At 64.4% G+C, this 23,886-nt stretch carries 9 protein-coding genes; 8 read left to right on the top strand and 1 reads right to left on the bottom strand.

Annotation, left to right across the window (positions count from 1 at the left end; genetic code table 11):
• The first annotated feature begins 55 nt into the window (after window positions 1–55).
• The gene (gene pglW / locus ACFPJ1_RS02290) at window positions 56–4,291 is read left to right on the top strand and encodes a BREX system serine/threonine kinase PglW (protein WP_380101085.1); all 4,236 of its coding nucleotides are present in this window, start codon (window positions 56–58) and stop codon (window positions 4,289–4,291) included.
• Window positions 4,288–7,863, top strand: a complete 3,576-nt coding sequence (gene pglX / locus ACFPJ1_RS02285) for a BREX-2 system adenine-specific DNA-methyltransferase PglX (RefSeq protein WP_380101084.1) — start codon at window positions 4,288–4,290, stop codon at window positions 7,861–7,863. Before pglW ends, pglX begins: the two co-directional genes overlap by 4 nt.
• A gap of 358 nt (window positions 7,864–8,221) precedes the next feature.
• Here pglX and ACFPJ1_RS02280 read toward each other — a convergent pair whose 3' ends face one another.
• Window positions 8,222–8,938, bottom strand: coding sequence for a hypothetical protein (locus tag ACFPJ1_RS02280; RefSeq protein WP_380101083.1), 717 nt, complete (start codon window positions 8,936–8,938; stop codon window positions 8,222–8,224).
• On the opposite strand from ACFPJ1_RS02280, the gene ACFPJ1_RS02275 reads away from it, so the two are divergent.
• From ACFPJ1_RS02275 to ACFPJ1_RS02250, 6 genes are all read left to right on the top strand, one after another.
• Window positions 8,909–11,683: a hypothetical protein gene (locus tag ACFPJ1_RS02275; protein ID WP_380101082.1), complete on the top strand. Its 2,775-nt coding sequence runs from the start codon at window positions 8,909–8,911 to the stop codon at window positions 11,681–11,683. The two genes, ACFPJ1_RS02280 and ACFPJ1_RS02275, sit on opposite strands and share 30 nt — an antisense overlap.
• Window positions 11,680–14,376, top strand: coding sequence for a BREX-2 system phosphatase PglZ (pglZ, locus tag ACFPJ1_RS02270; protein WP_380101081.1), 2,697 nt, complete (start codon window positions 11,680–11,682; stop codon window positions 14,374–14,376). The genes ACFPJ1_RS02275 and pglZ overlap by 4 nt, the downstream gene beginning before the upstream one ends.
• Window positions 14,373–15,656: a BREX system ATP-binding protein BrxD gene (brxD, locus tag ACFPJ1_RS02265; RefSeq protein ID WP_380101080.1), complete on the top strand. Its 1,284-nt coding sequence runs from the start codon at window positions 14,373–14,375 to the stop codon at window positions 15,654–15,656. The genes pglZ and brxD overlap by 4 nt, the downstream gene beginning before the upstream one ends.
• Before the next feature lie 7 nt (window positions 15,657–15,663).
• Window positions 15,664–17,772, top strand: coding sequence for a DEAD/DEAH box helicase (locus ACFPJ1_RS02260; protein ID WP_380101079.1), 2,109 nt, complete (start codon window positions 15,664–15,666; stop codon window positions 17,770–17,772).
• Window positions 17,773–17,867: 95 nt separating this feature from the next.
• Window positions 17,868–23,213 (top strand): AAA domain-containing protein, encoded by a 5,346-nt coding sequence (locus ACFPJ1_RS02255; RefSeq protein ID WP_380101078.1) that lies wholly within the window; start codon window positions 17,868–17,870, stop codon window positions 23,211–23,213.
• A gap of 255 nt (window positions 23,214–23,468) precedes the next feature.
• Window positions 23,469–23,612: a hypothetical protein gene (locus ACFPJ1_RS02250; protein WP_380101077.1), complete on the top strand. Its 144-nt coding sequence runs from the start codon at window positions 23,469–23,471 to the stop codon at window positions 23,610–23,612.
• The last annotated feature ends 274 nt before the right edge of the window (window positions 23,613–23,886 follow it).

The raw sequence follows: 23,886 nt of genomic DNA, 5'->3' as shown, positions 1-23,886 counted from the left end.
GGGGTCTCCTGGGATGATGTGCAGACGCTGGGCATGAGTGGGGGGTGTAGGAGTGATGCGCGTTGACAGTCCGCGCTGGGTCGAGGTGAGCCAGTCCGAGTTTGCGCATGAGCGCGAAGGGCTGGCGCAGATTCGCGACCTGCTGCCCGATCGCGGGCCGTTCCGCGCCTGGACCAATTTCGAGTTCCGCGACGGCCAGGGCCGCTGGCATGAGGTTGATGCGCTCGTGCTTGGCGAGCGACGTCTTCACCTAGTGGAGCTGAAGCACTACCGCGGCCGGATCACCGGCAACTCCTACCGCTGGCAGCGGAATGGCCGGACCGAGGATTCGCCGCTTCCCCTCACGCGCCGCAAGGCGCAGCGTCTCAAGAGCGTGATCGTGGACGCGTTGCGGGAACTGGCCCCCACCCTGAATCCGCGCGAGGCGGTCCCATTCATTCAGGAGTGCATCTACCTGCATGCCGCCGACGGCTCGTGCGGGCTTGCCCATGCCGACGCCGCCGATCTGTTCGGGCCAGATGGCAACGAACGCACGTCCCTGCTCCCGAGTATCGCCGACCGCCTGCTGGAGCCGCGCAACTCGGCCCAGCGACCGAAGCTGATCGACAACGACGACCTAGTCGCCGCGCTGTTTGAGAAGATCGGCTTCGCCCAGCGGCGGGAGCCAGAGGTCGGGTCCTGGCGCCTGGTTGGCCCTGCCGAGACTGAGGGTGATGATTGGCAGGATTGGCCTGCCGAGCATGCCCGCATTCGGGACCAACACGCTCGCATTCGCTTTTTTGTCAGTGAGCCGGGCGCCTCCGACGCGTCACGCCGTGCCAAGGCACAGCTTGTTGAGCGGGAGTTCGCGCTGACGTCAAAGCTCAGCCACCACGGTCTGCTGACGCCGCGGGATCTCGTGGAGAACGAGGTCGGCGCCGGTCTGGTGTTCGACCGCAAGGAGTCCGCGCGACGCCTCGACCTATGGTTGGCCGACCGGCCCCACGGCCTGCCGCTCGAAGAGCAGGTGGGAATCATCCGCCAGCTGGCGGAGGCCATGGCCTATGCCCACCGGCAGGGCATCGTGCACCGCGGCCTGACGCCGGCAGCCGTCATGGTGTTCCCTGATGAGCCGAACGGAGCCGCCCCGACCGTGCGTGTCGGCGGTTGGCAGCTCGTCGGCGCCGACCGCGGCACAGGTACGGACGGTGCAGCCGGGAGCGCGACCAGGCTTCATCGGATACTGGAAGACCGGCGTGTTCCTGACGCTGAGCAGCAGCGGATGGAGGTGTATCTCGCGCCCGAGGGTCGGTTCGATGTCGGAGCCGAGCGGGTACGGCTCGACGTCTTCGGGCTCGGGGCACTCGCCTACCTGCTGGCATCAGGCCAGCCGCCTGCGCAGTCCGTCACGGATCTTAGGCAGCGGTTGCGAGAGAACGGGGCGCTGGACATCAGTGCCGATGTCACCGGTGCACCCCCCGAATTGCGCCAACTGATCCGTTCGGCTACCGCCGCCGCTGTGAGTGAACGCTCGGAGGACATGAATGCCGTCCTCACAGATCTCGACCGCCTAGACCGCGTCCTCCTCGGGCGAGACCAGGCTGTCGCGACACAGCTTGATCCATTGGATGCGGTGCCGGGCGACGTGCTGGCCGAGCGGTTCGAGGTTGTACGGCGCCTCGGGTCCGGCTCGACAGCCGTCGGGCTGCTGGTGAAGGACCGGGACGCGGACGAGGAGTTGCGCGTCCTCAAGGTCGCGATAAACGACAAGGCGCAGGCGCGGCTGGCGGATGAACTAGAGGTTCTGCGGGCACTTCGGGCCAAGCCCCACACCCGCATTGTGCGCCTGCTCCATAACGAACTCCTGACATTCGGGAAGCGTTCCGCGCTGCTCCTGGAGTCTGCAGGCGAGGAGACCCTTGCCGACGCGTTGCACGAACGGCCGCGACTGTCACTCGATCTGTTACAACGGTGGGGCACCGACCTACTCGAAGCGCTGGTGGCCCTCGACCGCATCGGCATCGACCACCGCGACGTCAAGCCGGCCAACCTCGGCGTCCGGGAGCAGAGGGGCGAACGCAAGAAGCACCTCGTGCTCTTCGACTTCTCGCTCTCTCGAGCGGGCGCGGCCTCAACCCAGGCAGGAACGCCCCCGTACCTGGACCCGTTCCTCGGGGAGGTGGGGCGTCCGACCTGGGACTCCGCCGCCGAGCGCTATGCAGCGGCCGTGACCCTGTTCGAGATGGCGACAGGCCGATCGCCGGTGTTCGGTGACGGGCAGAGCGATCCGACGGTTACCGGCGACGAGGCGGCTGTCGACCCAGGCATGTTCGACCCAGCTGTTGCCGGTGCCCTCACAACGTTCTTCCAGCGGGCACTGAAGGCGAGTGCTCGCGAGCGGTTCCACACTGCGAGTGAGATGCTCGTGGAGTGGCGGGCAGCGCTCAGCGACCCCATCACCACCGTCATCGACAACGCGGACGAAGTGGCCGACGCTGTGACGCCCGAAACCCTGCTGTCGCAGTCGGGCCTCTCCCCACGCGCACTATCCGCTGTTGAGCCGTTGGGGCTGCAGACAGTGGGTGATCTGGCACGTGTTGATCCAGGGCGGCTATCTCGTCTGAAGGGCGCCGCGAGCCCTACCCGCCTGGAGGTACGGCGGCGCGCCAAGCAGTGGCGTGAGCGCTTCGGCGATGACCTGCGGCTGGCGGAGCTCCAAACAGCTCCGCCCGCGGATGTGGTCGCGAGCGCTCAACGGCTCGCTGCGATCGCAGGGAAGCCGCGATCGACCAAGCGTCGGGCGGTGGCTGAGAGCCTCCTCGGCGTTGGCGCCAGCCTGACGGTTCCTGATCCCTTCGCGACGCTCGCCGGACTGATTTCCGGTCTGGGGTTCAAGGATCAGCCGCAGCTCTCGGTCATGCTTGGGCAGATCCAGGAGCAGTGGGCCTCGGACGACGAGGCAATCGCGATTCTCAGTTCGGCCCTGGCCGATGCTGTTGCGGTATTGCGATCAATTGGCGGCGTTGCGTCTGCGCACGATCTCGCCCAACGTATGGCCGCGGGCGACTTGGACTCGGCTGTGGCGAGCGCGGACACCGTCCGCATCACCGCCGGCCTGCTGCGGGTCGCGTTGGACCGGGCCGAGTTGGTGGTCCGTGGCGACGGCGATCCGGCGCCAATCACGCGGATGCGTCGACGTTCCGCAGATCGGGCCGTGCTGGTCGCAACTGATCCCAGCCTGTTCGACCTGGCACCGCGGCTCGGTGAGATCGCCGACTCCTTGGTGGCGGAGCTCAGCGAGACCAGCTCGGTCGTGCCCGCCTCGTACGCAACGGCACGAATCCGGGACGCGTGGCCCGGTGATCTCGAACTGCCCGACGAAATCACGTTGACCCGCCTGGCGGCGCGCTGGTCGCAACGGGCTGGAGCCTCGCGCCGCGGCGAGCTGCACGACCGGCACCTGCCGCACGAGCGGGCGGTCGCAGTAGCTCTGGGCGGTGTATCCGTCTCGCAGCAACTGACCCCACAAACTATTCAGGAGCAGGTGAGGGCGCGTTTTCCTGACCTGCAGCCAGTGCCAGGACGGCCCGACCTCGACCGGATAATTCAGCGGGCAGGACTGCCGCTTGAATGGAGCCGCGCTGACGAGGCATACGTCGCCCCCTCGCGGGGGCCGCTCTCGACAGGTTTCCATAGCCGCTCGACCTCCCTTGCTCCGCATGCAGTTGAAGGCCCCGTCAACGGCTTGGAGCCTGAGTACCGGCGTCTCGACGAGAGCATCCGGACCCGATCCTTCAGCGCGATCGCCGTTCCGCCAGGCGACCTCGACGGCTTCCGGAACGACCTTGTCGAGCGCTACACAGCGACCGTGGTCGACGTGACCGAGGTATTGGTGGCAGAACTGCACCGGCAGGCGAAGGCGGTGTCGATCGCGTGGGCCGATGTGCAGGCGGCGGACGCGGCGGAGCCTGGTACGACTGCATCACAAGGTCTGGCGATGCTGGTTCGTCGCGCGATTCCAGCGGTGGAAGCTGCGATCGCCAGCGCGCAGGAGGCCGAGCCGGCCGGATTGCGCCCTGTCCTCCTGACCGAGGCTGCCCCACTGGCGACTTATGGCCACTCGGACGTCCTCGCGCGGCTGGCGGATTTGACCACGGCGCATCGGCAGGCGGTCTGGCTTCTTCTGCCGTATGACGAATCGATGGCTGTCGATCTCGACGGACGCGCGCTGCCACTGGCGCACACAGGCCAGGTCCTTCGAATGGTGCGGCGGCACAGGGCATCAACACAATCGAAGGGGACTGCTTCATGACGGTCGGCAAGAGCCTGACAGCGGAGCTGCGGGCTGAGGTCCTGACGCTGCAGGATGATCTGCGCGGAAGGCTGACTCGCCTACCGGACACGCTGGCGGAGTGGAAGGACGAGCACAAGCGTGCCGTGGCGCAGTTGCGCACCGGCCAGTCGTGGCTGCAGTGGTCGGAGGATCGCATCACCCAGGCGGCGGTGGCTTGGGTGCTCACCACCGTCTTCATCCGGTTCTGCGAGGACAACGAGCTCGTCGCGCCGGTTTGGTTCGCGGGCCCCAGGCGACGGTGGGAGGAAGCCACCGATGCTGAAGCGGCGTTCATTCGTGCGACGGCTCGCGATAACCCGGACGTGACGGAGCGAGAGTGGTTGCTCCAAGCGGTCGAGCACCTGCGCGACCTCCCGGCAACTCGCGCCTTGGTGGACGAGCACAGCCCGCTCTGGCTGATCGCACCCTCCGGTGACGCGGCGGCACATCTGACCGCGTTCTGGCGGGATAAGGACGATTCCGGCGGCCTGCGTCGCGACTTCACGGACCGCGAGCTGGACACCAGGTTCCTGGGTGACTTGTATCAGGACCTGTCCGAATCGGCACGCGAGCGGTTTGCGCTGCTGCAGACGCCCGAGTTCGTCGAGGAGCTGATTCTCGACCACACGCTCACATCTGCGCTGCGCTCGCGGAAGCTGGACGAAATCAAGATCATCGATCCCACCTGCGGTTCCGGCCACTTCTTGCTGGGCGCTTTCGTGCGCGTCCTGGAGCGCTGGCACCGTGAGGCGCCGGGCATCAACGAGCGCGAGCTGGTCCAGCGGGCGCTCGATGCGATCCACGGCGTCGACGTCAACCCGTTCGCTGTCGCTATCGCGCGCTTCCGGCTCATGGTGGCCGCGGTGAAGGCGTCCGGCATGCCCAGCCTGGAGGATGCGCCGGCGTTCCGGTTCCACCTTGCGGTGGGTGACTCGCTGCTGCACGGGCGAGGCGGATCACAGCAGTTCGACCTCGGTATCGAATACGTCGACGACCGCGAATCGGCCGCGTTCACCTATGCGACGGAGAACTACGCATCGCTGCAGGCGATCTTGGTCGAGGGCAAGTACGACGTGGTGGTGGGCAATCCGCCCTATATCACGGTGAACGACAAGGCTCTCAATGCGCGCTACCGCGACCTCTACAACTACTGCAAGGGCACGTACGCACTGACCGTTCCATTCATGGAGCGTTTCTTTGCATTGGCCAAGTCCGGCGACAACGCCGGATGGGTCGGGCAGATAACGTCGAACTCCTTCATGAAGCGTGAGTTCGGAGCGCCGCTCATCGAGGACTTCTTGGCGAAGATTGACCTTAGCCACGTGATCGACACCTCAGGCGCCTATATCCCCGGCCACGGCACGCCGACCGTGATCGTTATCGGGCGCAACCGCGGCCTGATCGGGTCAACAGTTCGCGCCGTGCTGGGTGTTCGTGGTGAGCCCGGCCGACCGATTGACTCGGCCAAGGGCAAGGTCTGGTCGTCGATCGCGGAGCACCTGGACGAGCCTCACTATGAGGACGAGTGGATTACAGTCACCGACCTTGCTCGCGAGCAGCTCGCCAAGCATCCATGGTCTCTCGCCGGCGGCGGTGCCCTCGAACTGACGGCGGCGATTGTTGCAGGGTCGAACTCGTTATTGGCCAACCACGTCCGGTTGATCGGGCGCACTTGTCATACGGGCTCAGATGATGCCTATTTCGCGCCGCCCGGCTCGTGGCGTCGCCGCGGAGTCGACTCCGCGTCCATCGTCCCGCTCGTCACTGGCAATGTCCTACGCGATTGGACGAACAACTGGGACCTGGAGGCGATGTTTCCATATTCTCAAGCGTTGGCGGCCTCCCTTGATGACGCGGCGGTCTCCAGGCATCTTTGGATGCACCGGGCGGCACTTAGAACACGTCGCGAGCCTGGCGGGACCCACGAAGAGGTTGGGTTGACATGGTACGAATGGAGTCGGTGGCACCCTGAACGCTTTGTCGTCCCAATGGGGATTGCGTTTGCGTTTGTGGCTACGCATAACCACTTTGTGCTTGATCGAGGTGGGAAGGTCTTCAACAGGTCGGCGCCGGTGATCAAGTTGCCGGCGGACGCTACCGAGGATGACCACGTGGCGCTGCTCGGCGTCCTCAACTCTTCCACCGCCTGCTTCTGGCTCAAACAGAACAGTCACAATAAGGGCAGCACGGTCGACTCCAAGGGGGCGCGTCAAACGACTGTCGCTTGGGAGAATTTCTTCGAGTTCACCGGGACCACCCTGCAGGACTACCCGCTTGCTAAGAGATTGCCACTGCAGCGGGGGCGTGAGCTCGATCGACTGTCGGGGCAGCTGCGAGAGCTCTCATTGGCCACCACTGCGGTGGTGCCCTCCCGGCGCGGCCTCGACGTGACAAGAGATTCGACCGCTGCGATCCGGGGCCAGATGGTAGCGATTCAAGAGGAACTCGACTGGGAGGTCTACCAGGCGTACGGTCTGATCGAGGATGATCTGTCATACAGTGGCGACGAATTGCCCGCGGTGGCCCTTGGTGAACGCGCTTTCGAGATCGTGTTGGCGCGTCGATCTATTGATGGCGTCGGAGACACAGTGTGGTTCAATCGCCATGAATCTACGCCACGCACCGACCTGCCTGAGCACTGGTCAGAGGAATACCGCTCGATCGTGGAAAAGCGCATTGCGCTGATCGAGAGCAACCGCTTCATTCGTCTGTTGGAGAGCCCTGAGCACAAGCGACGATGGGCGACTGAGCCGTGGCGAAAATTCGAGGAGCGTTTACTCCGAGAGTGGCTGCTAGATCTGCTGGAGGACAAGCGCTACTGGTTCGATCGGGCGGGGCGTCCGACGCCTCGTAGCATCGCCACACTCGCCGATGTTGTGTCTCGAGATGATGAGATCAGCGGCGTTCTCGCGTTGTGGGAAGGGCGCCCAGATGTTCCCGTGCTGAACAGTCTTGAAAAACTGCTGACTCCAGAGGCCGTGCCCTACCTGGCTGCATACCGATACAAGGATTCCGGGCTTCGGAAGCGCGCCGAGTGGGAGCGCGTCTGGCACTTGCAGCGGAAGGAAGACGACAAGACGTACAACCAGGCGACCGACGGACCAATCCCGGTGCCGCCGAAGTACACCACCGCCGACTTCCGCAAGACCGACTACTGGCGTCATCGGGGCAAGCTCGACGTGCCGAAGGAGCGGTTCATCGCCTACCCGGATGCCGGTCGGGAGACCGATCCGACGCTGGTAATCGGCTGGGCCGGCTGGGACCACGCACAACAGGCGCTGGCTTTGGCGACGTTGGTCCAGCTCCGGGAGAGCGAGGGCGCGAGCGAGGAGCGGCTGATTCCTCTGGTCGCTGGGCTGGTCGAGTTGCTGCCGTGGGTCAAGCAGTGGCACGACAACGCCGATCCTCTTTACGGCGGCGGATCGCCGGCTGAGTTCTTCATAGCGCAGGTAGACAGCCGCGCCGCTCAGCTCGCTCGTACACCAGAGCAGCTCGCCGCCTGGCGGCCGCCGCAGGCTAAGCGAGGGCGACGCACGAAGGCGGGCGGATGACCTGCCGTCGGTCCCGGATGCTTGATAGGACAGCACTGAACGACCCCGCGGCCGCATCGGTTGAGGCCGCGAGCACGTACCGACTGGGAGACACATGAGCACGCTGCTCCGCGATGTCATCGCCATCCCTAAGCGCACAGGGGCGGACGACTACGTCCTGCGTCTCACGGAAGGCGTTCAGGGGAGCCACCGCAATCAGACCATCGACGATTACGTCGTCACAGATCAACTGGCAACGTCGTTCGACCAGGCGCTAGACCTCGTCGCCAGCGCCCTCCGCGACAACACCAGCCGGGCGGCCTTCCTCCACGGCTCCTTCGGGTCCGGCAAGAGCCACTTCATGGCTGTCCTCTACGCCTTACTCGGTCACGACCCTGTCGCGCGCGCGAAGGAAGAACTCGCCCCTATCCTTGCGCGCCACGACGACGACCTCGCGGGCAAGAAGATCCTCCGGCTCGCGTACCACTTCCTCGATGCCGATGCCGTCGAGGACCGGATCCTCGGCGGCTACGTCGAGCAGATCCGCGCACTGCACCCTGGTTGCATCCTGCCGGCCGTCCACGCCAGCGACGGCCTGCTGGCGGACGCCGAGCGGCTGCGATCGAGGATGGGCGATGACTCCTTCTTCGAAGGTCTCAATGCACTCGCCGGCGGCGGCAGTGACGATCCGTGGAGCAAGATGCTCGACGGCGCCGGCGGCTGGAACAAGGACCGGTACGACTCTGCTCGCGCGGCCGCCCCGGGCAGCGACGCTCGCCAGGAGCTGGTCACGGCCTTGGTGGCGGTCTACTTCCAAGACTCCTTCAGCGTCAGCCGCGGAGCGCGCTATGTCTCGCTCGACGAGGGCCTCGCCGCGATCTCGAAGCACGCCAAGGGCCTTGGCTACGAGGCGGTGGTCCTGTTCCTGGACGAGCTGGTGCTCTGGCTGACCTTCCTCGTTCGGGACCACCAGCGGTTCAGCCAGGAGGCGCAGAAGCTCACGAAACTGGTCGAGTCCACCAGCGGCGAGCGCTCCATCCCGCTCATCTCGTTCGTCGCACGCCAGATGGATCTTCGCCAGTACTTCGGTGAACACGGCGGCGGCCCCGGGTCCGAGCGCCAGGCGCTCGAGGATGCGTTTCGTCACCAAGAGGGTCGCTTCGTCCCCATCACACTCGGAGACGACAACCTCCCCTACGTCGCGCAGCGCCGGCTTCTGCGCCCGCTTGACGACCGGGCCGACAGGATCTTGACCGACGCCTTCGAGTCGCTGGACAGGCGGCCTGAGGTCTGGGACACGCTGCTCGACAGCGCGAACAGCGATGACAAGCACCGGGGCGCCGACCAGCTCGCCTTCCGTCGTACCTATCCGTTCTCGCCCGCGTTGGTGTCGACCCTCCGCGCGTTGGCCTCCGTGATGCAGCGCGATCGCACAGCCCTCAAGGTGATGCAGCAACTGCTGGTCGAACAGCGTGACACGCTGACCGTCGACGACGTCGTCCCGGTCGGTGATCTGTTTAACCTCGTCGTGCACGGCAGCCAGCCCATCACCAGCGAGATGGCCGGCCGCTTCACCAACGCGCGTGCGCTGTACACCGACAAGCTGCGGCCGATCCTGTTGCGCGACCACGGACTCGCCGAGGAGCAGGTCGCAGCGCTGGATCCGTTCCACCCGTTTAACGCGGACGACCGGCTGGTGAAGACGCTAGTACTATCGGCGGTCGCACCCGAGGTGCCAGCACTTAAGGACCTGACCGCTAGCAGGCTCGCAGCGCTCAATCATGGGTCGATTACCTCGCCGCTGCCAGGCCAGGAAGCAAGCCTGGTGCTCAACAAGGTGAAGCGCTGGAGTATCGACGTGCCGGCGCTTCGGGTCAGCAACGACCCGCGGAACCCGGTGATTCGGCTCGGCATCTCGGAGGTCGACTACGAGTCGATCATCGATCGGGCACGCGCGGAGGACTCGACCGGTGCGCGGCGAAACACCCTCAAGCACCTGGTGTGGGACGCCTTCGGCTTCGCTGACACCGGCGACGACGCCTTCGGCGTGCACCGCCACGCCGTGCTGTGGCGGGGCTCCCGCCGCGAAGTCGAGATTGTCTTCGGCAACGTCCGAGACCGGGAATGGTTGCCGGACAATCGCTTTGAGGCGACCTCGGACACGTGGCGGTTCGTCATCGACTATCCGTTCGACGAGGACGGCAAGAGCGCCCGCGACGACCTGGCGCGACTGGATGATCTGCGCACCCGCCTTAGCCACACCACTAGCCTGGTCTGGCTGCCGCGGTTCCTTCATCCCGCGCGCCTAGACGAGCTCGGAAAGTTGGTAATTCTCAACCACGTGCTGAGCAGCGACGAACGGTACCGGCTGGCGTCCGATCATTTGGGCGACGTGGATCGAATCGAAGCTCGTCGCATCCTTGAGAGCCACCGCGATAGCCTGCGGGAGCGGTTGCAGCGGGCCATCCAGGAGGCATACGGCGTTGCGACCGAGACACCCAACACGTTGGTCGATGATGCAGCCCACACGAAGGTCTTGGTCAGCCTCAACGCGGAACTGCAGCCCGAGTCGCCCGTCGGCGCCGACCTCGCGTCGGCATTCGACAACCTGGTAGACCAAGCCTTCACAACCCTGTTTCCTGGTCACCCACGCTTCGGCAATGAGGACGTCCGCCCGAAGGACCTGATCACCGTCCTTCGGTATCTTCGCCTGGCCCGGCAGGACTCAGACGGCCGCGCGCCTGTGGAACCGCGCGACCGTGAGGTGGTCGGGCGCATCGTCGGCCCACTCGGGCTGGGCCATGTCAGCGAGAATGCGCTGCTGTTCGAGTCGAGTAGGTTCACCTGGTCCACCGAGATCAACCGGGCCTTCGGGCGTGAGGACCGCGGTGGCCAGGACACGGTGACTGTCGACGACGTGCGACGGTGGATCGCCGCGCGCGAACCACGTGCAGGTCTGCGCCCTGAGGTGGCCGATCTGGTGGCGCTGGCCTGGGCGGAGCTGACCGACCGATCGGTGTGCCGCGGTGGAGTGGCGATGACGCCCACGCCGGACCCCGGGAAGCTCACCTCGGACATGGAGTTGCGGCCGGAGGCGATGCCCGACCACGAGGACTGGGAACAGGCGATCGAACGAGCTCAGCGTATCTTCGGCACGATCGTCAACCAGTACCTCACCACATCGTCGGTGACTGAGTTGGTCAGCGATGTGGTGCACCGGGCCGGTGTGCAGCGAGCGGCAGCCAGCGACCTAGTCGGGCGGCTTAGCGCGGCCTATCAGCGACTCGGGATCGACGCAGCCACGCGGACGGGCAGGCTGGCGACGGCACGCAGCGCCGAGCGGTTGGTTGCTAAGCTCACCGAAACTCGCGACCGGGTGGAGATCGTTCGTGGTTTGGCAAACCACGACATGCCGTCGACGCCGGAGGCGCTGAGCAGGTCGCTGATGTCGGCGTCGCAAGCAGCCCTCCAGCTGACGAACTTCGGCTGGGACAGGCTGGCGCCGCTGGTTACCGCATCAGCGGTCGATGACGTCCGGGGCCGGGAGGCAGCCGCCGCCCTCAACCGGCTTCGAAAAGCGCTGCAGAGCGATGAACTCGCGATCCAAATCGGCAAGGCACTCAAAGATGCCGACCACGATGTCTTCACCTGGCTGGCCGGCGGCGTCCAGAAGCCAGGACCGACGCCCCCAACTCCGCCCTTGCCGCCACCACCGCCTGGCAGTGGCTCGGCGACCATTGAGTCGACCAGTGATCTAGATGAGGCGATCGCGGCGCTGCGCGACTACATCAGCGATCACCCGGGCCGGACTGTCTCGGTCCGGTGGCAGGTTGAGTCGTGAGTCTGACACCGATCACCATTGCCGAGGTGCGAGCGCTGCTCGATGACGTGCGGAGCAAGGGGCACGGCGACGGCGTGGTAGCCATCCAGGCTCAGCCTGTGTGGGAGGAACCACCGACTCTGGACCACCGTGGAACACCCGTCAGCGTGGTCACCGCCAGCTCCGCGCTTGCCGTCCGCGAGGCCCTCTTGCTGCGTGAGCCGCAGCGCTGGTTGGTGATCCTCACAGATCGAAGCGAGGCCGATCTCGGGCTCAGCATTCGCGCTCATCTGGCTGGTCAGCGGCTTCATCGCCCCGATGCCTGGGCGGGTGTTCGTCAGCGGTTCGCCGCTACGCGCGTCGACCACCGCCTCGTCGTACACAAGGAGCACCGGGCGCTGGCCACGGGCGTACTTGCGCTCACCCCTGCCGGGGGAGCCTGGCCGCCGACGGCTGGTGGTTTCCTGACGCTCGATCACCTGTGCTCAGCTGTTGCGGATGAACAACTGGGCTTGCGGGGGCGTCCGGATGTCGGGCCCGACCTGGTACTCGACTGGAGCACGGGCCGGATGGTGGCAGCCTCGCTGGCCGACCTCCGCACTCTGGCAGGCAACGCCCTGACCGACTTCGTGGTGGAGTGGATCTCGCGTCAGGCCGGACCTCTGGAGCGCGCGGCTGCGGCGTTGCTGAAGAACGGGCGGGTGGCAGATCTTGTTCCGCTCGGCTTGGTTGCAGCTTGCGTGGTTGAGTCCGATCCAGGGTCGGGCCCCAGGGCATTGTTCAAGAAGAACGTGGGTGAGAACCCGAATGACGATCAGCTACGCCGCTGGGCTGAACTCGCCCGCGATGTTGTCGAAACCCTCGTTGACCGCGACCAGTCGTCCGTTGCGGCGATTTTGGATCGCGGCGATGCACTACTGGCTGACGTCGACGGCACCGCATTCGCCGCCGCCTCGCCAGTACTCCGAAGTGGACTCACCGAACGGCTCGCGGCCGTCGGTGAGGCAATGTTGTCTGCTGTCGGCTCCACGTTGCGGGGCCGCTCGACGGCGAGAATTGAAAGGGCTGACCTGAGCGCGGCGGAAGCAGCGCTGGCCGATGTCCGGGACCACATCCTTGCGCGTCGCAATGACCAGGCCGCTCGCGCAGAGGCAGGAGTCCGGCTGCTGCGCTGGGCGGTCGCCCCGTCCAGGGAAGCGATGTCGCTCGCGGATCTCACGTCGGTCTACCTTGAGGATCTTGCCTGGGTGGACCGTGCAGTTAACGATGCCTGGTCGGGGGTGCACGCCAAGAGTCTCTCGATGGGGCTGGAGCGAGTGCTCCACCTCGTGCGTGAACGACGGGGAGCGTTCGACGAGCAGTTCGCCAAGGCACTGGCGGCCGATACGGCAAAGGTCATCGGTAAGCCGTCTGTGCTGGGAGTCGAGTCCCTCCTGGGCGATGTGGTGATGCCGATCGCGTCCGAACTGCCCGTGCTTCTGGTGGTCGCTGACGGCATGAGTGTTGCGGTGGGCACCGAGGTGCTGGACGATCTGACGACTGGAGTCCAGAGCTGGACCGAGTGCCTTCCCGCGGATGGCACGAGCCGGCTGGCGGCGCTCGCCGTCCTGCCGACGCTGACCGAGTACTCCCGGACAAGCTTGCTTTGTGGCACGTTGACTCGTGGGTCCCGACGCCAGGAGCAAATCGGCTTCGAACGACTATGCAAGGAGTACGGGAAATCCTCGAAGCTGTTCCACAAGTTCGAGCTTGAGAAGAGCAAAGCCGGGTTCGCGCTTGCCGGTGAGGTCGCCGACGCTGTGGATGACGTCCAGGGCATCCGGATCGTGGCGTGCGTGCTGAACACAGTCGACGACGCGCTCGACAGGTCCGATCCGGGCGGTACCACGTGGACGAGCGACATGGTCAAGCATCTTGCGCCATTGCTGACCACAGCGCGTCGGGCCGGTCGGGTTGTCGTGCTCACCGCGGATCATGGGCACATCGTGGAGCGGCGTGAGGGCCGTTCTCTTCCGGCGAAGGAGATGACGAGCAACCGTTCGCGCATAGCGCTGTCCAAGAAGGACGTTGAAGCTGGCGAGGTTTATGTCGAGGGAAGTCGGGTCATGACCGAAGGCGGGACGGCGGTCCTCGCGGTCGATGAACTGGTGCGTTACGGACCGATGAAGGCCGGCTATCACGGAGGCGCTGCGCCTGCGGAGGTCGTCGTACCAGTGGCTGTCCTTTGCGCCGGCGACGCCCCTCAGAACTGGATCGCGGCACCCCCGCAAGCACCATTGTGGTGGCATGAGCAGGTTGCGGCGACGATCGCTTCGGTCGACGAAAAGCCGGTCTCTGCCCCGTCGCGTCGGGCACGTCGTGGCGCGGACGAACTGCCGTTCGATGAGCCGACAAGCACGCCGACGCGCGGCTTGGGTCATCAGTTGGTCAAGGCACCGGCCTACCAGCGTAGGCCGAAGGTCGCTGGTGGTCCGACCGACGAGCAGGTCGTGGCGCTGATATCGGCGCTGGCTACTGCCCCGTCGAATCGGCTCGGACTCACCGCGGCCGCGACGACCCTCGGCGTGCCTGAGGTTCGTGTGGTCGGCGCGATCGCGGCTCTGCAGCGGCTATTCAACGTCGACCAGTACCCAGTGCTCGCCCGAAGCGCTGACCAGCGCAGTGTCGAGCTCGATATCGGCCTGCTACGCGAACAGTTTGGTCTAGGCACGTGACAGTCACCGTCAGCCCACGCCGCCGCCGCGACATCGTGGATGCCCTGCGCCGGGGAACCGTGCCGAGCAACGGTCTAGACGTCCTTGCCGTGGGCTTACGCCGGTTCGAGGGTGCAGTGGACGCGGAGCTCGACACGGTGGTTGGCGGGGGAGCCGTCTTCAAGGCGGTGCGTGGCGATTACGGGTCAGGCAAGACCTTCTTTGCCCGCTGGGTGGCGGAACGAGCAAAGCAGCGGGGACTTGCCACCGCAGAGGTTCAAATTTCTGAGACCGAGACTCCACTGCACAAGCTGGAGACGGTGTACCGGCGAGTCGCTGAGTCGCTGCAGACTGCCGAGTTCCCGCCGTCTGCGTTTCGACCCGTCCTGGATGCCTGGCTGTACGCTTTGGAGTCGGAGGCACCCGGGGAGGTCGACTCGGTGCTCGAGCGCCGATTGGCTTCCGTGTCGCAGACCACGCCGGCGTTTAGCGCGGCCCTTCGAGCGTACCGATCGGCAACCGGTGAGGGCGAAACCGCGAAGGCCGAGGGGTTGGCGGCCTGGCTCGCTGGTCAACCCCACGTTTCCTCATCCGTACGACGTTCAGCCGGCGTCCGGGGTGAGCTTGACCACTTCGGGGCGTTCGGCTTCCTGCAGGGACTTCTCACGGTTTTGCGGGACAGCGGCCACCCGGGCCTTCTGCTGGTGCTCGACGAGGTGGAGACACTGCAGCGGGTGAGGATTGACGTCCGGGAGAAGGCACTCAACGCGCTCCGGCAGCTGATCGACGAGGTCGACGGCGGACGATTCCCAGGGCTGTACCTGGTGATAACCGGCACTCCCGCATTCTTCGAGGGAGCTCAAGGGGTACAGCGGTTGCCGCCCTTGGCGCAGCGGCTCGCTACGGACTTCACCACCGATGCGAGGTTCGACAACCCCCGGGCAGTGCAGCTACGCCTACCGGGGTTCACGCTCGAGACGCTAGGCGAACTCGGTCGCAGGGTCCGCGACATATTTGCCGTTGGCGCAGAGTCACCAGATCGGATCGCCACTCACGTGTCCGACTCCTACATCGACGAGCTCGCCGCTGCCGTGACAGGTGGACTCGGAGGGCAAGTGGGCGTGGCGCCGAGGGTGTACCTGAAGAAGCTTGTTGGTGACATTCTCGATCGCGTGGACCTCTACGACGACTTCGATCCGCACCGCGACTACAAGCTGACCGTCAGCGGAAGCGAGCTCACGGACGTCGAGCGCAATGCTCGGACGCAACGCGCAACCTCCGTCGACGACGTCGAGCTGTAAGCGCCACATGAGCGTTGACCTCCTGCACCCGACAATCGCCCACCACATCGTGAACACGTTGCAGTGGCCTTCGTTGCGCCCCCTCCAGAACGATTCGATCGAGCCACTGCTGCGTGGAGACGACGCGTTGCTCCTCGCGCCCACGGCGGGCGGCAAGACCGAGGCTGCGACCTTCCCGCTACTCACCTCGATGGCGAACGGCCGCTGGCACGGGTTGTCGATCTTGTACGTATGCCCGCTTAAGGCCTTGCTGAACAACCTTGAGCCGCGGCTTACGTCATACGCGTCCTGGATCGGACGTACTGCCGGCCTATGGCACGGCGACGTATCGACAGCACGAAGGGGCGCCCTCATTCGTCAGCCTCCTGACATCCTGCTGACCACGCCGGAGTCGTTGGAGTCTGCGCTCGTGTCGACCAAGGTCAATGCTCACGAGTTCTTCGGGAACGTGCGAGCGATCGTCGTCGACGAGGTCCACGCCTTCGCGGGCGATGACCGGGGATGGCACCTGCTTGCAGTGCTGGAGCGGGTGGAGCGACTGGCCGGTCACAAGATTCAGCGAGTCGGACTGTCTGCAACGGTGGGCAACCCGGACGACCTGCTGCGCTGGTTGCAAGGGAGCGGCGTCGGAAGGCCTGGCGCAGTCGTCGCCCCAGATGTCCAAGCTGGCAGGCGCGCTGACGCTGATGTCGTCCTAGACGACGTGAGCGGTGACAGCCCCGCGGAAGGGACGGCCAACGCGGCGAAGGTCATCTCAGCTCTGCACGCCGGCGAGAAGCGTCTTGTGTTCTGCGAGAGTCGGCGCGCTGTCGAGACCCTGGCATCGGCGTTGCGGATCAGAGGTGTCGAGACCTATGTCTCGCACTCGTCGCTGTCTCTCGACGAACGCAGGCGGGCGGAGAAGGCGTTCGCCGAGTCCCGCGATTGCGTAATCGTCTCGACATCGACCCTTGAGCTCGGCATTGACGTTGGTGATCTCGATCGGATGATCCAAGTCGACGCTCCGGGCACCGTGGCGTCGTTCCTCCAGCGACTCGGGCGAACCGGGCGACGAGCGGGTACCTCGCGCAACGCGCTGCTGCTCGCGACAACGCCTGGTGCTCTGCTGCATGGGGCAGGTCTGCTGCACCTATGGAGCCAGGGATTCGTTGAGCTGGTGGAGCCGCCACCTGATCCCGCTCACGTGCTGGCGCAACAATTGATGGCGCTGTGTCTGCAGGAAGGCCAGGTCGGTGAGTCGACGTGGCCGGAATGGTTGGGGAGGACCACGCCACCTGACTCGCACGATGCTGCAATCGCAGACTGGCTTGTCGAAAGTGGCCATCTTGAGCGCGACAGCGGAATGCTGTTTGTCGGTCCAGAGGCCGAGAAGCGGTACGGCCGTCGGCACTTCATGGAACTGCTCAGTGTATTTACGGCCGCCCCTGAGGTGGCCGTTTGGGCGGGCCGCGAGCAGATCGGAACCGTCTCGCCGTTAGCACTCACACGGCGGGTGAGCGGTCCGCGGATATTGCTCCTCGCTGGGAGGGCCTGGCGGGTGACAGCCATCGATTGGAAGCGACGACGGTGCTTCGTCGAGGCAGCTGCAGACGGAGGACGGGCGAGCTGGCGCAGCGCGTCGGTCCCGCTCCTGGGTTCGGCTCTTTGCCAAGCACAGCGGGAGGTGCTGCTCGGTGCTGAGCCCGATGTCGAGCTGTCGCGGCGAGCTATGACTGGTCTGGCCGAGCTGAGAGAGTCGATGCGGAACACGGTGAACCCGCGCGGCAGCGTGGTGGTCCGAGATGACGGATTGCACTGGTGGACCTGGGCGGGTGGACGAGCCAACCTGACCTTGGCAGCAAGGCTGCAGTCCGTCGCAGAGCCAGCGGCGCGCTTCGACAACTACGCCATTCGGCTGCAGCCGGACTTGGCGAGAGATGAAGTGGAGGCTGCTTTACAGTCCGCGCACTATGACTCTGCTCTGCCCGAGGTGTCCGATGAGGCGCTCACCGGTCTGAAGTTCTCGGAAATGCTCCCGCCTGGCCGCGCACGCGCCACCTTAGCCAGTCGACTGCTCGACGAGAACGGTGCGAGCATTGCCCTAGAACCAAGGACTTACAGCAACATTTCAGACTAACTGGTTTGCCTACGCGTTGAGATCGTCGGTTGTTAGGCGATCACTGGCAGGTGGCGTCAGGGTCGCAGATCTGGGGAGGAATCAAAGTGTCATTTATGGAGCAGGAATCGGCGACCGAGCTGACATCAGGGATGAAGGAAGGCCGAAGCCCGCTCGTTGAGCGAGCGATGAACCTCTTCGAATTCCTCGCGCGTGCTCAGCAGTTGAAGACGGCGCCTCCTCGCACTACGGATGCCTACGAACGAGAAGGGTCCGTTACTTGGTTCGCAGATCTGCCGGACCATTGGGCGATCGCCAGTGCTCACCGCAGTGCGATCGTGGAGCCGGACGGCCCGATCCTGACGGTTGAACGAGTTCCGCGAACGGAGGCACCGATACCTGAGGATGCGTTGGCGCCATGGCTTGCGGGTCCCATCGACGACCCGGAACGAGTGCCGCGGCTTCGTGAATCGATCCACCGATCCGAGAGCCCCGAAGCTGGCGTGAGTAGTGAGCCAGATCCCATTGAGGTGACATCCTCGATGGTGTTGATCGAAGATATGCCCGATGTAATTACCGCTTACAACATGTGGCTCAAAGACTGGCAGTCGTGGGCGGGTCAGGAATTGCGAGATCAGGCCGTAAGATTGCTGTACGGGGAACTGTTCTCCACTCACGTGACTGCCGCCGGACACGCTGAGGAGTTCGAACTCGTAGTCGGCGTCGGCTGCCTAGGCTGGAAGCCCGATGGGTATAGCCCGGTCAGTCGGCACCTGTTCACGGCGGCAGCAGCCATCAACCTCGATGCCGACAGCGGCCGTCTCACCGTCGTTCGTGAGCCCGCCATCGATACCGTCACGGTTGAGCTCGACATGCTGGACCCTCATCTCATCACGAACCCGCAGCGAATCAACGAGCTGAAGAGTGAAGCACGTGGCTTCGAGTCCCATCTTCTAGATCGGGACGAGATAGGTATCCTTGCCCGACGCTTTGTACACACCCTTGACGCAGGTGGCGAGTATTTTGACACAGACACGGCGCCCGAATGTCGCGCGGATGCCGTCGCGGCCTATGCACCAGCGCTCATTCTGCGAAAGCGATCGCAGCAAGGTCTGGTCGAGATCTTCCAGACGATCGTCGCGCAACTGGCCGAGAGCGATGAGGTTCCTTCAGGTCTACTTCCTCTAATCGACCCGGACCATGTACCGGCGGCGCTTAGCGATTCCGCCGAGGGCGGCATGGTCTCAATCGACGATGAGGTGTTCCTACCCTTACCTGTCAACGACATTCAGCTCAAGATCATCCGCAAGGTCGACACCAGTGCGCAAACACTTGTACAAGGTCCGCCGGGAACGGGCAAGACCCATACCGCGGCCGCGCTGCTATCGCATCTCTTGGCCCAGGGGAAGCGGGTCCTGGTCGCGGCCCACACTGACCGGGCGCTCAAGGAGGTCCGAGACAAACTTCCAGCGGCCATCAAACCGCTGAGCGTTGCGGTGGTCGGAACGTCGCGCAGCGACATGTCGGATCTCAAGCTAGCGGTCGAACGCATCGCATCCACCGCGGCAGATCATGATGCTGATGAAGCTGTGCGTGCGATCGAGCAGGCCGTCCTATCAATCGACGAGCTTCGCCGCCAACGTGCGGAGACGCACCGCCAGCTAATTGAAGCTCGCGAGCAAGAGGTCGGCACACATCAGCACGGTGGCTATGACGGTACGCTCGCTGCCATTGCGCAGAAGTACCAGTCTCAGGCCGAGGAATTTCGGTGGTTGGCACAGCACGCCACCGTACTACCGACCGAAGCTGTACCCCTGACTGACGCGGAGATTGTGGAGTGGCACAGCTACTTGCTCGATGAGGAACTCGTAGAGGATGAAGCGGACGCGGCACTACGGCTGATCGATGTCGAGTCAATTCCGCTGCCTCATCAGTTCGCTGACCTGCGTGCACAGGAACGCGATGCCGCTGCGATCGCAAATGGACATGGCGACCTCAACGCACACCACGCGTTCGACGCTGTCAGCCGTCTCGAAGCCAGTGAACGCACGCCGCTACAAGATCGGATGCGGGCGTTGGCTCAGGTTGCCGGCGAGCTCGAGCAACGTAGCGAAGCCTGGATGAACGAAGCTCTCTTTGATATACGCGCGGGCAGGGCAGGTTTGTGGCAGGTGCGCTCGAGCCAGATCTCGCAGCTGATAGACCGAACCCGGCCCTTGGCAGATGCCTTGGGGCCGATCACTGAGGTGACTGTTAGCGGCGGCGACATCGGCGCGCTCACGGCCTTGGCTCAACACCTTCACGAGCACGTGAGCAACGGTGGTTCCGTCAAGACCGCAGCGGACGGCTCACCCAAGCTCGGCGCCTTCACCGCGAAGGCCGTCAAGCAGGCCAAGCCGCTGCTCGATAATGTTCGCGTCGACCAGCTTCCGCCGACGACCGAGCACCAGCTCAGAATGTTCCTCACATTTGTAGAGGCTGAGCGGTCGGTCAACGCGCTCGATAAGGCTTGGCCGTCCAACGTAAACATCCCGCCAGAGGGCACCCTCCGAGAGCGTCTCCAATGGCATACCACTGAGCTGCAGCAGCTCAATCGTGTCCTGAACCTAGGCGAGCGACTTGCGGTCGAAGAACAAAGCCTCGCCAGTCTCGGGCTCCCGCGGCCGGACTGGCACGACCTGATGGCCGTCCACACTTACGCCAACCTCGTTGATGCAGCGGCCGCCAAGGATGCCTTGGCCGCGGCGGCGCAGCCCTTGGAAGCGTTGGAAGAGGCTATCGAAACCGCGACGCGCTGGCTCGATGCCGCCCCATGCGTTCAGCATCTACATCTGGCTGTGCGACGCCGAGATCATGACGAGTACGCGGCCGCACATGGACGTCTCAAGCGGCTGCACGAAGTACGCAGCACGGCCGCGCGCCGCGACGAACTCGCCGCGCGACTAGCCAGCGGGGCGCTGGCGCTCCGACAGACGATCGAGCAGAGTCCTGCGGATCCGCGGTGGTCGTCGCGCCTACCGAACTTGGCCGCTGCATGGTCGTGGGCCGGCACCGGTGTCTGGATCTTGGAGCAGGACACCACTGATATCAACGCACTGCAAGCGAAGATCACTGTCATCGAGGAGCGGCTGCGTCGCGAGGTCGAGACCCTTGCGGCAACGCGTGCCTGGAACCATGCCGTCTCGCCAGGCAGATTGACGGGGCAGGCTCGTGCCGACCTTACCCAGTACGCCCAGCTCGTACGTCGAATGGGCAAGGGCACGGGGAAGTACGCAGCCCAGCAGCGTGCCGAGATCCGGAAGGCGATGGATCGCTGCCGCCCGGCAGTTCCCGTGTGGATCATGCCGATCTATCGCGTCGCGGAACAGTTGCAGATCGAGCAGAACATGTTCGACGTCGTCATTGTCGACGAGGCGTCTCAGGCCGGACTGGAAGCCACCTTCCTGCAGTATCTGGCCCCCAAGATTGTCGTTATCGGGGATGACAAGCAGGTGTCACCTGTCGCCGTGGGCGTAGACCAGCAGGGCTTGCGTGACCTCGCTAACCAGTACCTCGCCGACGATCGCTACAAGGCGTCCTGGCAGGACCCGAAGCGCAGTCTGTTTGACGAGGCTCGAATGAGATACGGCAGCATGATTACGCTCACCGAGCACCGGCGTTGTGTGCCGGAGATCATCGGATTCTCCAATCGGATCGCTTACGAGCCTGACGGCATCCGCCTCATTCCGGTTCGTCAGTACGGCGCGGATAGACTCGAACCGATCAAAGCAGTCTTCCTTTCAGACGGATACCAGAAGGGGACGACGAACAAAGTCAATCCGCCTGAGGTTGATGCGATCGTCGATCAGATCGAGAAGTGTCTGAGCGATCCGCGGTACGACGGACTCACCTTCGGTGTCGTCTCGCTCTTGGGGGGCGCGCAAGCGAAGGCAATCGAGGCGGGGCTCCTCGAGCGCATCCCGCCCGAGGAGTGGGCGGCGAGGGATCTGCGATGCGGGGACGCGGCGGACTTCCAAGGGTCGGAGCGAGACGTGATGTTCCTGTCTATGGTGGCTGCGGCAGAAGTCGGTCGGCGACTGGGCACGCTGACACAGGATTTGTACGTTCAGCGCTACAACGTGGCCGTGTCACGAGCCAAGGACCAACTGTGGCTGTTCCACTCCGTGGCGATCGGCGACGTCAGTAACCCGGCTGATATGCGTTTCCAGCTTCTGGACTACTGCTATGGAGTGATCAATCGGCTCCAAACCGATGACGACGGCGTCGTCAAGCATGACGTGCCCGAGAACGCGCTAGTTGAGCCCTTCGACTCGCTATTTGAGCAGCGTGTCTTCAATCGTTTGATCGACCGCGGCTACACCGTCATTCCGCAGTTTCCGGCGAACGGCTACCGACTCGATCTTGTCGTTGTCGGGCCCAAGGGTCGGCTGGCGATCGAGTGCGACGGAGACGCGTGGCACGGACCGGACGTGTATGAGAGGGACCTTGCTCGCCAGCGCGACTTGGAGCGCTGCGGGTGGCAGTTCTTTCGAATCCGTGAGTCTGCCTTTTACGTCGATCAGGCCGGCGCTCTGGATGCCCTCTGGGGCACGCTGAGCGAGCTTGGCATCCATCCGTCCGGATGGCTGTCGGAGGAGATGGATGACGCGGCGGACGCGGAAGCGGACTCTGGCCAGGACGGCAAGGGTGGAGTAGAACTAAGCACCGATGACCAGTATGAGCACATGGGCATGTCCAAGCTAAGCGCGCCTCACGACATCGCACCGAGCATCGCGGGAGCGGTTGGCCGGGTCGCAGTAGACGAAGACTTCGTAAACGAACCGGCTACGTTTGCCGACGACGTCGCGGAGCTGGACCCGCTTGTTCCATCGGCCGTCGATAGGAGTCGTGAGCTTGCGCCATACGCGGAGTACACGGGGATTTTGCCGTCAGCTGTGACCGCGACAAAGCATGACTTGATCCGGGGGATCCGTTCGATCGTCGCGGTTGAAGGACCAGTCGAAGGGCATCGGCTCCATACGGCGTATGTCAGAGCGTCGGGTGGTCACCGAGTCGGCAAGCAGATTGCCAAGGCTCTGAACTCAGCCATCGTGATCGCCGTACGGCAGGGAACACTTCTGGCAGACAATCCATTGGAGCAATCGGGGGTGAAGCCACGAACTTACCGGCTACCCGATCAACCCGAGCTAACCGTTAGGCAGTTGGGGCCGCGTCCGCTCGAGCACGTCCCGCCGCGGGAGCTGGCTGCACTGATTGCAGATGCAGCAGACGTACATGGATGGGACAGTGACGAAGTCCTATTCAGACAAGTGTTGGATCAGCTTGGACTACGCAGACTTACCACCAACGTTGAGGCCCGACTCGCCGCAGTGCTGTCCCTAGCCCGCGATGTTTCAGCTGGAGAGCAAGAGACCGCAGGCATCTCAGTCACACAGGTTAACGACGAGGGCCGCGAGGCCTGAGGCAGTAGGAGGACAGTAGGAAGTCTGAATTGTGGCGGCCAGGTGGGCCAGTCAAGACGACATTATTGAGGTGGCGCTTGGAAGGAACGTCTGGGCGCCGCCGCGTCGCAACGATTGCGGGCCATCGGTGGCTGTGGAGCGGCGGGTTCGGTTCAGCCGCGGCGAGCGCGCTGTGCTCGCGGGCCAAGGCGTCGGACGGTACGTCTCTCGGCGCCGGCAATGGCCAGGAGCGTTCAGCGCGTCCACTGCGGCCTGTTGGCTGGCGCCCCGCTCGATTTGGTCGCGAGTGCTGCCGAGCGCACGGACGACGGCATCTCCGTCTCGAACATGACGGGCAAGCACTTCAGGCTGTTCGGCTTCGTCGACGGTTTCAGCAGAGAGATCAGTCCGTCGACCTGATCCAGTGCGCCGAGCAGGCTAGGAGCGGGCTATGGGTGGCGAGTTCTTCGTAGAGTCCTGGCTTCACCTGTACTCCTGACCTAAAGATTGTCAGATTCCAGGGCGGTTTCGCAGATACTGTCGCTACGACGCCGGTTTTGTCGGCATAGTCGCGAGGGCCGGGCCCGCGGTCCTTGACAGCCACTTGACTTCCCACTGGTAGGAAGCGTCCAGGCGGAGACGTAACGCCGTGCAGTGATTCACCGATGAGTGCGGTATGTGGTGGGGACTGCCG

Source organism: Kribbella qitaiheensis, assembly GCF_042657745.1.
In the GTDB taxonomy this organism is placed as follows: Bacteria; Actinomycetota; Actinomycetes; order Propionibacteriales; family Kribbellaceae; genus Kribbella; species Kribbella qitaiheensis.
Note: the sequence above shows the minus strand (reverse complement) of the source record. Positions and strands in the feature narration are given on the sequence as shown.

What these genes read in the sequence shown, in the direction of transcription:
- pglW (WP_380101085.1), top strand. Translation starts at nt 56, where the DNA reads ATGCGCGTTGACAGTCCGCGCTGGGTCGAGGTGAGCCAGTCCGAGTTT.
- pglX (WP_380101084.1), top strand. Translation starts at nt 4,288, where the DNA reads ATGACGGTCGGCAAGAGCCTGACAGCGGAGCTGCGGGCTGAGGTCCTG.
- ACFPJ1_RS02275 (WP_380101082.1), top strand. Translation starts at nt 8,909, where the DNA reads ATGGATCTTCGCCAGTACTTCGGTGAACACGGCGGCGGCCCCGGGTCC.
- ACFPJ1_RS02260 (WP_380101079.1), top strand. Translation starts at nt 15,664, where the DNA reads ATGAGCGTTGACCTCCTGCACCCGACAATCGCCCACCACATCGTGAAC.
- ACFPJ1_RS02255 (WP_380101078.1), top strand. Translation starts at nt 17,868, where the DNA reads ATGGAGCAGGAATCGGCGACCGAGCTGACATCAGGGATGAAGGAAGGC.